The sequence below is a fragment of the Pseudomonas sp. 9AZ genome (genome assembly GCF_902506525.1).
Lineage (GTDB): Bacteria > Pseudomonadota > Gammaproteobacteria > Pseudomonadales > Pseudomonadaceae > Aquipseudomonas > Aquipseudomonas peli.
Genome location: NZ_LR733840.1, coordinates 2,455,712 through 2,467,475, shown reverse-complemented (window position 1 = coordinate 2,467,475; position 11,764 = coordinate 2,455,712). Strand labels below are relative to the sequence as shown.

The window sequence follows — 11,764 nt, the reverse complement described above, 5'->3', positions numbered from 1 at the left end:
AGCATCTCTGTAGGGCCGGCCCATGCAGGCTGGCAGGTGCGATTATGGCAAGTCGCTGCTGGCCAGTGGCACTTTACGTAACTCATCAGCCCAGACCAGCAGCGGTACTTGCACCTCAGGCTGCCAGATGCGCGCCCAGAGCAGCTGCAGGCGTGATACATCGCCGCGTTCTACCGGCAGGCGCTGGATGTTGTCATGTACGCGCCATTGGCCGTTTTCCAGGGTGGCGAAGTCGAAGCGGAAGGGGTGGAAACCGGTCATGCCCAGGCGGATATCGGTCACGACCAAGTGATTGCCGAGCTGGTCATAGCGCAGCACACCATTGGTAAACCAGGCCAGTCGGGCATGCGCCGGCGAATCTGCCAGCGCTGCTGCCAGGTGCCTCCCCCGGGGGATGCGCTCGAGCACCGGTGGCGTATCGTCAAACCAGCTGACCAGCGCCTCGTGGTAATCGTCGCCATCCAGAACGATCACCCGCCACAGCAGGCTGTTAAACGGCGTGGTGGTGCTGAAGATTTGCTGAGCTTCGATGCCCTGACGCGCCAGTTCGGCTTCCACGCGTTGCTCGGCCATGTACTTACCCGCGACGGTAAAACCTAGGTACAGCGAAGAAACCAGCAAGGCCAGTGCGGGCGCCTTGGTGGCCGTCTTCTGCCCAGTGGTGTCGCGTAAGCCATAAAGCAGCCCGAGCGCCACGGCGATGCACAGTGGCACGGTGTAGAGCGGGTCGATAATAAAGATGCTCGACCATGCAGTTGGCACAGGGGTTAGCGGCCAGAGCAACTGGGTGCCGTAACTGGTAAAGCTGTCGAGCAATGGGTGGGTAATCAGCACCAGCCATACCGTCACGAACAGACGTTGGGCGGAATAACCAGGGTGGTTGCGAAAGCGTCGTGTGATCCACGTCAGGAACAGCGCGAGACCGGTGAGGACAAACAGCGAATGGCTGAATCCCCGGTGATAGGTCATGTCAGCCACGGCGTCGCCATAATCGATGACCACATCCAGATCTGGCAATGTGCCGAGCATGGCGCCATAAAGCAGCGCCTTGCGCCCCTGCCAACGACCGAGCAGTGCGCCCTGAATAGTGGCGCCCAGTACCGCCTGGGTTATCGAGTCCATGACTGATCTCTGAATTAAACAGGCGGCTAAATTAGCCGAACGTCCAAGTTTTGGCAGCGGCTAATTTTCAAGCAAAGGTTTCAGTGGCGCACGTGATGGTCATGCACTTCTTGGGCGCTGAAGAGTAGCTGCGGGCGGTTTTCGCTATACCAGGCGATCAAGCCAGGCAAAGCCATCGGCCTGCCGTAGAAGTAGCCTTGGGCATAGTCGCTGCCAAGCGAGCGAATCTGCTGGTCATCAGCACGGTCTTCAATGCCCTCGCAGATGACGCTGAAATTGAAACCGTGACACAGCTCGATAATGCTGCGCACAACCCTCTGCATTTGCAGATCCTGGCTGATGCCCTGGATAAAGGATTTATCAATTTTTATGCGCTGCACTTTTAAGCTGCTGAGGTAGGAGAGCGAAGAGTAACCGGTGCCGAAATCATCCAGTGCAATATCAACGCCTAGTGCATTTATCTGCTGCAGAATGCCTTGGCACTCATTGAAATTGGCCACAGAAATCGACTCGGTCATTTCCAGCAGCAACTGGTCTGCGCTTATAGGCGCATCTGCTAGCCATTTGGCCAGGCTGTTAGGTAAGCGTGGGGTGAACTGGGAAGGCGATACGTTGATAGAAAAGTACAGATGCTCGCGCATCTCGTCCGGCAGCTTATAAAGATCCTGCTTCAGTCGTTGCAGCAACCAGCGGCCAAACGGTAAGCCAAGCTGATTATTCTCGGCCAGTTCCACGACTTCCAGCGGCGAGATGTAACCCATGCTTGGATGGTTCCAGCGCAGTAACACCTCAACGCCCATGACATCTTGCTTGAGCCCGAGAATCGGCTGGTAATGCAGCGCCAGGCCGGGGAACGTGCCATTTATGGCGCGGCGTAGATCGCTCAGCAGCTGCTGGCTGCGCAGATAACGGTTGTTAATTTCTTCATCGAATACCTTGAGCCCACGGGTGTGGCTCAGGCGCATTTCGCGTGTAGCAAGCGTTGCGCAGTAGTAGAGCTTTTCGATGCTGTGGGTATTGTCGCTGTTGAATACGACGCCAATGCGAGCGTTGACCTGAAAAAGCTGCTTATCACTCTGGAAATCAAAGCTCAGGGCTTTTGTCAGCGCTTTAAGGGTTTCAATGACCAAGTCAGCAGGGAAGCGTTCACTGAATGTCATAAGGAACTCATCACCGCCAACGCGCGCAATAAAGCTGCCTTCGGGTTTTAACTGGTTCAAGGTCTGGCCAATTCTTTCCAGTAGACGATCGCCTGCCTCATGGCTGATGGTTTCGTTGACCGTACGAAAGTTGTTCATCTCGATTACGGCAACTGCGCTGTATGCAGTGGGGCTGACACTGCCGGTTTGCAGTGCCAATAGGCTTTGGCGGTTGGGTAGCTGAGTCAGGGCGTCGTTGCGCGCAAGAAAGTTGTTGCGGCGGCTTTCAAAGAACAGCAGCGACAGCAGGGCTCCGCCGCAAAACAGTAAACCGAGCAGAAGGCCTTGAGTCAGAAAGCGCTGGGCATGAGCTTCATCGACGATACTGGCCGCCTCTGGGCCCGTGAAATTGCGCACAATCAGTCGTCGAATGGGCTGTTGATACTGGCTATAAGCCGTAATCAATTGCTCGATTTGCTCGCTAGGCTGCAGTTGGGGCGCAAACAGCAGAGCTTCATCCTGTTTCAGCTGGTTCAGTAAGCTTCTTGCCAGCGCGGCGGCATCAAAGCGCTCGCGAATCGCACGGTTTTCTTCACCATTGAGGAAAACTTCCAAACGGTTCCAGAGCAAGTCGTAGTCAAGCTGCAGCTGTTCTGCCAGCAGCTTATCTGCCTGGAATAGTCGCAGGCTGGCATGAAACTTTAGAAATTCATGCTCAAGCTGGGCTAACGACCACGCAGATAGCTGGATACGGCTGGAGGTCAATTCTGCACTGCGCTGGCTGCTGATGAGTGATGCCGCGATACCAATGGCAAAGCCCAGTGTCACCAACAACAAAAAGACATAGCGCAGACGCCGCATCTGAATTACTCACTGATCTGCAGGGATTTGAGCTGCCAGACCATGGCGTGGTGGTGTTCTTCTTTGCGTAACTGCGGATAGTCGTTCAGTGGGTACATGATCCATATGGGCCCTTTGTCGCGTACACGCATCAATTGCTGATTGCGGCGGGTTGCCAAAATGACCGGGTACTCTAGCGAGGCATCACTGCTGAACTCAGTGCTGTAATCATTCAGTGCCGTTGCACTTATCTTGTTGCCTTTGGCGCCCAGGGCTGTGAGCAATTCACTCAGTCTGACACCTGAATAGCTGTCGGTGGTTTCAGTCCATGGGGTCATGGTGCTGACAACGCTCTGCGGCAGAGCATCCAGGCGTTGCAGGTCAAAATAGGCAGTGCCACTGGGGCAGCAGTCCAGTTCGCCGCTGATAGTCAGTATCAACGGCCCTGACGGTTGCTCCTGCCAGGAAGTCTCCGCCCAAGGCGCTGAACTGATAGTCAGTAAAACAAGTGTTGAAAACAGGCGGCGAGCGGAGAAGGTCATAAGGTGACTCCGTAGAAGAGGCAGGCACTACTGATACTGTCGCGCTGTTGGATTGTAGAACATAGCGAATGATATCACTGTGCCATTACTCTGCCGAAATCAATAGTGCAAATCGCCCCGCGCATTGGAATCTATGGCCTCTGCGCCAGAGCTCTCCTTGGCTACAGTCATAACTTAAAGAAGCTGACTTTGTCCGTTAGGCGATTGGCCAGGGTGGCCAGTTCACGGCTGGAAGCTGCCACTTGTTCGGAGCCGGAGGAGGTTTCCAGGGTGGCGCTGTGGATGCGGTTGATGTTCTGGTTGACCTCTTCAGCCACCGCACTTTGCTCTTCCGAGGCGCTGGCTATCTGCGCGTTCATTTCGTTGATGGCGGTGACTTCGCGGCGAATCTTGTTCAGCGCAGTCTCGGCCTGACCAGTCTGTTCGACGGTCTGTTGGGCCAGTTGACGGCTATTGCGCATCACTTCGGCGGCTTTGCCAGCACCTTCCTGTAGCTTGCCGATCATGCCGCGAATTTCCCGGGTGGAATCCTGGGTACGGGTAGCGAGGGAGCGTACTTCGTCGGCCACCACGGCAAAGCCTCGACCATGCTCACCCGCTCGTGCGGCCTCAATGGCGGCGTTAAGGGCGAGCAGGTTGGTTTGCTCGGCAATGGAGGTAATCACCTCGATGATTTTCTCGATGCTCTCGCTGTCCGTGGACACCTGCTGCACGCTTTCGGCAGCGCTTTCCAGGGTGCGCGCCAGGTTCTGGATGGCGCTGGCGGTAGCGCCGACCACTTGATTGCCGGTTGCGACTTCGCTGTCTGCGTTGCGGGTGGCGGAGGCTGCACTGGCAGCGTAGTTGGCCACTTCATTGACGGTGGCGGCCATCTGGTTGATGGCGGTGGCCATCTGCTCAGCCTCGCTGGATTGCAGGCGGATCTGCTTATTGTTGCTGTCGGATGTGGTCAGCAGTTGGTCTGAGGCCAGAGTCAGTTCGCTGGCGGCTCCGCGTACCTGGGTAATGGTATCAGCCAGGTGTTTGACCATGTCCTGCAGAGCGCCCATAACGCTGTCCGGATAGTGGGTCTGGATGCGTTGATTGAGTTCGCCATTGGCCAGGCGCTGAATAATCTCGGCGACTTTGTAGGGTTCGGCGCCCAGCGTGGATTTCAACTTGTTGATGATGATCAGTGACACGCCAATGCTCAGCAGCACGGCCGCAGCAGTAACCAGCAGTATCAGCAGGCGAAAGCCGCCGGCGGCCTCACGCACCGCACCAATATCCTGGCCGATTTCTTGTTCTTGATGGTCGATATAAGCATTGATGCGTTTGAGCCATTCGCGATAAGCCGGGGAGGCTTGCTCCATCAGCAGAGTTCTAGCTGCGTCCGTATCGCCTTGACTGCGCAGGCTGACCAATTGCTCGGTCAAGGCCAGGGTGCTGCGCTCAATAGTCTGAATATCGCTCAGAAGACGCTGTTCGGTAGCTGTTGGCGCTTGTTCGCGCAGCAAGCTGTCCATGGATCGGGCCGACTCTTGATAAAAGTCTTTAAGGCGTTGAATTTCGCTCAGTTGACGGTTCAGCGCCACATCGTTATCCACCAACACGGCATCGCGGATGGCGATGGCGCGATCATGCACGCTGCCACGAAAGTTGATGGCATAACGCTGCTTGAGCGAGGCCCCTTCACTGACTGCGGTCAGGGTCTCGTCGATAAAGCCAACGCGTATTACACCGATGAGGGTAATTAGGATCATCAGTGACAGGATCAAGCCAAATCCAAGGCTCAGGCGTTGCGCAATACTCAATTGTGATTGCATGAAATCGACTCCTCTTGCCCCTCGGGGCGGCGACTGCTTACTGCGTTAAGGGGAGGCTCAGCAGGTGGTGAGTACTCTCTTATGCAAATCCTATACAGATTAATTGCTTTGTACAATTTTGTTTTGGGTTTTAGCCATAGTGATCGATGGCCGGTAACGGCGCTGCACCGGAGTCCTTGAAATGGCCGTAATACCCGCAAATATGCGGTTTATTGCGGTTTATTGCGGTTTAGGAAGGGCGAATTGATCTGCCAAGCTGAGCAGACAGATCATCTGTCGGGTTATACAAAAGTTGTACAGGCTGAGCGTTAGGCTGTAATGGCCTTATGCCGATTGGTCATGAGCAGACCGCTGTATACGGCCTGGGTAGCCTTGATCAGAACGAGGCGAGTATGCGCCCCAGCACAGCCATCGCCTGTTCGCTCTGGGCATCCCAGGGGTGGCCATAGTTCAGGCGAGCGCAGTTGCCGAAGCGCCGGGTGGCCGAGAAGATCGGCCCTGGCGCCAGGCTGATGCCCTGGGCCAGGGCCAGTTGGAACAGGCGCAGTGCATCAACCTGCTCAGGGAACTCGAACCAGAGGAAATAGCCCCCGCTGGGGCGAGAGACTTTGGTCGTGGCGGGGAAATGGCGTGCGGCAGAGGCGAGCATTGACGCCTGTTGCGCTTCCAGAGCATGGCGCAGTTTGCGCAGGTGGCGATCGTAGCCGCCGTGCTGCAGGTAATCGGCCAGGGCGGCCTGGGCTGGTACGGAGGGGGAGATGGTGGTCATCAGCTTGAGCCGGCTGATCTGCTCGGCATAACGCCCGCCGGCCACCCAGCCAACCCGATAACCCGGGGCCAAGCATTTGGAGAACGAGCCGCAGTGCATCACCAGGCCGTCGCGGTCGAAGCTCTTGACGGGTTTAGGTGGTTGGCTGCCGAAGTACAGTTCTGCGTAAACGTCATCTTCTATAAGCGGTACTTGATGGCGATGGAGCACCTCATAAAGGGCGCGCTTTTTGACATCGCTCATGCTCGCGCCCAGCGGGTTCTGCAGGCTGCTCATAAACCAGCAGGCTTTGATTGGCAGGCTGGCCAGGCGCTCGCTGAGCACGTCCAGGTCGATGCCTTCACGTGGGTTGACCGGGATTTCCACGGCCTTGAGCTTCAAACGCTCCAGCACCTGCAGCGTGGCGTAAAAGGCGGGCGCCTCGATGGCCACCAAATCACCGGGTTGGGTGACGGTTTGCAGGCACAGATTGAGTGCTTCCATGGCGCCACTGGTGATCACCAGTTCTTCCAATGGCAGCATCACGCCGCTGACCATGTAGCGCAGGGCAATTTGCCGGCGCAGGCTGGGATTGCCCTCGGTCATGTCGGCAATCACCGCTTGTGGCTGCATGTCGCGCACGCTCTGGGCCATTGAACGGGCCAGGCGTGGCAGGGGAAATAGCTGTGGGCTGGGGAACGCCGAACCGAATGGCACAGTGCCGGGGTCTTTTAGCGACGCAAGGACTGAGAACACCAACTCGCTGACATCCACCTCGGTGGTCTGGGTCGGCTGCTGACTGGTTTCCGGCTCGGCCAGAGAATGCCGTGCCAGCTCACGGACGAAATAACCGGAGCGGGCGCGCGCCTGGATCAGGCCACGGTCTTCCAGCAGGTAATAGGCCTGGAACACCGTGGATGGGCTGACCCCATAGGTGCGGCTGGCGTGGCGCACCGAGGGCACTTTTTCGCCAGGCGCGAGCATGCCGCTGCGGATCAGTTCGGCAATCTGGTCGGCAAATATCTCGTAGCGTTTCATCGTGTCCGTAGGCGCGCGTTGCAGATTCGCGCACTCTACGGGGAGTTGCCTGACCATGCGACTGTCAGCGCCCACTGGGTGAGAGAAAGATGCTCTGCGTCTGTGCCTGCTCACGGGCATTGGTAAGGTTCTGGATCACGAACTGCACGGGTAGGGTGCTGGATATGGCCTGCTGGTTTTCCTGAATCACGGTCACCGGCACGTCGAGGATTTCCCCAGGGTTGAGCTGCAGTTGCGCAGGTGCCAGGAGGCGCAGATCAGGGCTGTTGGCCAGTGTCAGCGCATAGCGCTGTGGTTGCTGGGTCTTGTTGATCACCTTGAGCAGGTAGGTGTTCTCGATCTGCCCCAATTGGTTCTCACGGAACATGCTGCGGTCTTTGGCTGCATCAATGGACAGCATCGAGCGGTCATGCAATGCCCAGATGAAGACCCCGATCATCAACACCAACGCGATGCCGTAGCCAATCAGCCGTGGCCGAAGCCAGTGGGTTTTGCCACCCTGCAGTTCGCGTTCGGAGTAGTAGCCAACCAGGCCACGGGCATAGCCCATTTTGTCCATGATGGAATCGCAGGCATCGATGCATGCTCCGCAGCTGATGCAGTCGATCTGCAGGCCATCACGGATGTCGATACCGGTGGGGCACACTTGCACGCACATATAACAGTCTATGCAATCACCCAGTCCTTCAGCTTTGTGATCGCTTTCCTTCTTACGTGGGCCACGGCCTTCACCACGCGTGGCATCGTAGGCCACCAGCAGGGTGTCGTCGTCAAACATGGCACTTTGAAAGCGTGAGTAGGGGCACATGTGCACGCAGACTTTCTCACGCAGCCAACCGGCGTTCAGGTATGTGGCCGTCATAAAAAACAGTACCCAGACCAGCGTGCCGCTCTCTAGTTGAAAACTCAGCAGGTCGCGGGTGAGGTCACGGATTGGCGTGAAGTAGCCAATAAAGGTCAGGGCCGTGAGCAGGCTAACCGCCAGCCAGATGGCGTGCTTGGCACTGCGCCGCGCCAACTTGTTCAGCGACCAGGGGGCCGCATCCAGCTTGATCCTTTGGTGGCGTTCGCCCTCGGTGATCTTCTCCGCCCACATGAACACCCAGGTCCACACACTTTGCGGGCAGGTGTAGCCACACCATACGCGCCCAGCCACTACCGTGATGGCGAACAAACCGAAGGCGGCGATGATCAGTAATGCCGAGAGCAATATGAAGTCTTGCGGCCAGAAGGTTGCGCCGAAAATGTAGTAGCGGTGCTCGGCCAGGTTCCACAGCACCGCCTGCCGGCCACCCCAGTCCAGCCAGGCGGTGCCGAAGAAAATCAGAAACAGCAAACCTGCTCCGTACAGGCGCAGGTTACGAAAACGGCCGCTGAAACTGCGGGTATGAATCGGTCCACCCGCTTGTGAAGGCGTCAGGCGGATAGGTTGGCGCGGGTCGATGGTTTCGATGATCTGCGCAGGTATGCGTTCGCTCATTGCGGGCCTCGTCGGGCTTTATCAGGCGAGGGGCATAATGCGAGCACGTCTGTTTGAGTAACAGACTCAGGTTTTCAAATAAAAAGCGGATCAGATGCGCGGTGGCACCGTCGGTACTGGCAGTTCTGCGCGGTGCGAGTGATGACCACAGCACATTCACAGGGCAATGGCTGATGCACCAAGTGCCACAACCATGGGGCAACTCAGTATCGGCAGCACGAGTCAGGTCGCGCGTGAGTAGCAGGTAGGCATATTCAACAGCCGCAACTGCACGGGGTACTTATGTGATGTGGCTGCTGGTGATTGTATTGCGCCCACTGCGCTTGGAGCTGTACATGGCGCGGTCGGCGTTTTGCAGTAGCGTTTGCGCATCGCTGCCGTCGTGCGGGTACAGGCTTATACCGAGACTGGCCCTTACCTGAAGGTCTTTTCCATCAATTAACAGACGGTTTTGCAGCAGGGACAGGAGTTTCTGAGCTATTCCCAGCAGGGTCGCGCGGCTTTCCACCTCGTCAAACAGGATGACGAACTCGTCACCGCCCAGGCGGGCTACGGTATCTCCGCTACGGGTCACTGAGACCAGCAGGTGTGCCACGTTACTCAGCACCTCGTCACCAGCAGCGTGGCCATGGGTGTCGTTGATCTCCTTGAAGTGATCAAGGTCGACATAGAGCAACCCCAATAATTTCCCGCTGCGCTCTGCGTTGCTGATTGCATGTTCTAAACGATCGAAAAACAGGCGGCGATTGGGTAGCCCGGTCAATGGGTCGATATGCGCCATGCGCTGCAGCTCTTGCTGGTTAGTGTTGAGCTGGATGATCTGAGCAAGGATTTTCTCCTGCATGGCACGGATATCCCGGGCCAGCTTGCCGAGCTCGTCCGCCCGCTCGGTTGGCAGGGGCTGCAGGCTGAGGTCTTGGCTGAAGTGGGCTATCGCCAGGCCGATTTGGTTCAATGGGCGAATCATTTGTCGTGCAAGCCACAAGGACAGTATCAGGGTGATAAGGCCGAGCGCGGCGATGATCTGAATCAGGCGCTGATCGAGTGCTTGGGATGCTTGCAGAATATGTTTTTCGGGAACCGCTAGACCGAGGAGTAAATGATTACTTTCGGCTTCGATGCTGATGGTCGTGAATGCCGCCAGTCGTGAGGGCTGTTCGCGTTTAGCGGGCAGAATGCCAAGCATGCTGCTGCTTTTACCGCTCAGCAGCGTAAGAATCTCCGGCAGCTGCGCTTGCAGCATGGCAATAGAGCCTTGATCTTGGGATTGCTCGCGCTCTGGATTGAGGAGTAATTCGCCCTGGCTGTTGGCTAAAAAAAACTGGTAGTAGTCGGGTAGCTCGCGCTTTAGCCGGCTGAACAGCGTTTTAACGTCGATGCTCAGCACGATCACCCCCACTGCACGGGGTTCGTTTGTCCAAATGGGGCTGGCGATGTGCAGCGTTAAGGCTTTGTCGGGATCCAGGCGCGAAGGGGCTATCTCAGAGAAAAATTGCTGGCCGGGCGACAGTTTCAGCGTTTTGAATACATAGGGAATGTGGCCCTTTTCTTGTAATGCAGTGCTGGTAACGATGCCCTGACGATCAACATTGATGCGTTCTAAGCCATAGTTTTTGGCTTCGATCAGGCGAATCCGTTGGTACTCGGGGTGAGCATCCAGCATCGAGGTGAACAGCCTGGCTAACTCCTCTACCTCCTTGCTGTTATTCGGCATGTCTTGCAGCACTTCAACCGGTTGCGATTGGTCGCTCAGTACCTTTAGGTCTCTGGTGAAATTTTCCAGACTGATCTGCAGGTTGCGTCCCAGCACTTGGTTGGCCAGCAGCAGGTCGCGTTTGGCAGCCGCAATCAATATTTGCTTGCTGCTGCTGAGCGAGTAGTAACTGGCAATACCGCCCAGCAGCAAGCCGAACATGCAAAGCAGTACGGTGAGTTTATTGCCCAGGCGTAATTTCAAGGCAGCACCACATTTTCCGGACGATCACCGGCGAGTATGGATTTCCAGAGCTTGGCGCGCAGTTCGGCGTTTGCCACCGGCTCTAGCCAAATCAGGCGCAGAGGAGCACTGGAGGCTTGCAGGGTACGCAGTGTGTTTTCCAGGCCATGGCGCTCGGTCAGAGCACCGCTGACTTGCGGTTCCAGGGTGTAGTTGATCCATTGTTCAGCCAGGTCACGGTTGGGGGTGGTGCGGGTAATGGCCCAGCAATCGAGCCAGGCAAGAGCACCTTCCTGGGGGATCACGTAACCCACATCAGCGCCCGCATCTTGGAGTAACTTGAGTTGCTGGCGACCGTAGTTGGCGTACATCAAGGCAATGGAGTTTTGCATGAACAGGCTGACGGACTCTTCTGGCAGGCTGTAGAAGCTCAACACGTTGCGCCGCAGTGCAATAAGCTTGTCTACGGTGGCGGGCATGTCTTCGCTGGGGATGGCGAAGGGCGGTTTAGCCAAGGTTTGCCGGGCCAGGGAGAAGTTATGACTGCTGCCGTCATAGGCCAGCACTTGGCCCTGCCAGCGTGGGTCCCACAGGCTGTTGATGGAGGTCGGTGGGCGGCTCATCATTTTGCGGTTATAGATCAACCCCATCTCGCCATAGGCATACGGAACGCCATACGCCTGCCCATCGTGCATCAAGCCTGGGATGTCATTGAGTTGACGGAACTGTTGAAGCTGGCGGCTACGCTGGGTCAAATTCGATAAGCGCAGAGGCTGTAGTAGTTGCTGCTGCACGAAATAGTTAATTTCTGAGGTGTTGGCCGCAATCACATCGTAATGTTGGCCGCCGTCCTTACTCAATTTCAGGCGCAACTCATCATCGTTGCCGACAAGGGTGACTTCCACGTCGGCGTCATAGCGTTCGGCAAAGGCGTCGACTAAGTCCGCATCGGCATAGCCGGGCCAGGCCAGCACGCGTAGCAGCGGTTTGGCGTGTAATGATGAGCAAAACAGGGTTAACAGGACCAAGGTCAGGAGCGAGCGGAGTGGCATAGCAATGGCCTCTGTTTTTCCACAGTCTAGGTCACTCATAGCCTAGTGCAGTAGCGCCTTTT

Annotated in this window: 8 protein-coding genes and 1 pseudogene; all 9 read right to left on the bottom strand. The window is 56.7% G+C overall.

Going from position 1 to position 11,764, the window contains the following annotated elements; genetic code table 11:
- Positions 1-42: 42 nt before the first annotated feature.
- The 9 genes and pseudogenes from ALTER154_RS11400 to ALTER154_RS11365 all read right to left on the bottom strand — a co-directional run bounded on the left by ALTER154_RS11400 (position 43) and on the right by ALTER154_RS11365 (position 11,702).
- The gene (locus tag ALTER154_RS11400) at positions 43-1,122 is read right to left on the bottom strand and encodes a metal-dependent hydrolase (RefSeq protein WP_160087122.1); all 1,080 of its coding nucleotides are present in this window, start codon (positions 1,120-1,122) and stop codon (positions 43-45) included.
- Positions 1,123-1,202: 80 nt separating this feature from the next.
- Positions 1,203-3,122: a bifunctional diguanylate cyclase/phosphodiesterase gene (locus tag ALTER154_RS11395; protein WP_160087120.1), complete on the bottom strand. Its 1,920-nt coding sequence runs from the start codon at positions 3,120-3,122 to the stop codon at positions 1,203-1,205.
- A gap of 5 nt (positions 3,123-3,127) precedes the next feature.
- Complete coding sequence (locus ALTER154_RS11390) at positions 3,128-3,643, bottom strand: hypothetical protein (protein ID WP_160087118.1); 516 nt, start codon at positions 3,641-3,643, stop codon at positions 3,128-3,130.
- 167 nt (positions 3,644-3,810) lie between these two features.
- Complete coding sequence (locus ALTER154_RS21275; RefSeq protein ID WP_372239949.1) at positions 3,811-4,515, bottom strand: methyl-accepting chemotaxis protein; 705 nt, start codon at positions 4,513-4,515, stop codon at positions 3,811-3,813.
- Between the two features lie 417 nt (positions 4,516-4,932).
- A pseudogene (locus ALTER154_RS21270) lies at positions 4,933-5,448 on the bottom strand (MCP four helix bundle domain-containing protein); the annotation flags it as partial.
- 376 nt (positions 5,449-5,824) lie between these two features.
- Positions 5,825-7,234 (bottom strand): GntR family transcriptional regulator MpaR, encoded by a 1,410-nt coding sequence (mapR, locus tag ALTER154_RS11380; protein ID WP_160087116.1) that lies wholly within the window; start codon positions 7,232-7,234, stop codon positions 5,825-5,827.
- 64 nt (positions 7,235-7,298) lie between these two features.
- Entirely contained in the window at positions 7,299-8,714 is a 1,416-nt protein-coding gene (ccoG, locus tag ALTER154_RS11375; protein WP_160087114.1) for a cytochrome c oxidase accessory protein CcoG, read from the bottom strand.
- Positions 8,715-8,994: 280 nt separating this feature from the next.
- On the bottom strand, positions 8,995-10,629 hold the full coding sequence (locus ALTER154_RS11370; RefSeq protein WP_160087112.1) for a diguanylate cyclase domain-containing protein: 1,635 nt from the start codon (positions 10,627-10,629) through the stop codon (positions 8,995-8,997).
- A gap of 38 nt (positions 10,630-10,667) precedes the next feature.
- On the bottom strand, positions 10,668-11,702 hold the full coding sequence (locus ALTER154_RS11365) for an extracellular solute-binding protein (RefSeq protein WP_160087110.1): 1,035 nt from the start codon (positions 11,700-11,702) through the stop codon (positions 10,668-10,670).
- Positions 11,703-11,764 lie beyond the last annotated feature (62 nt).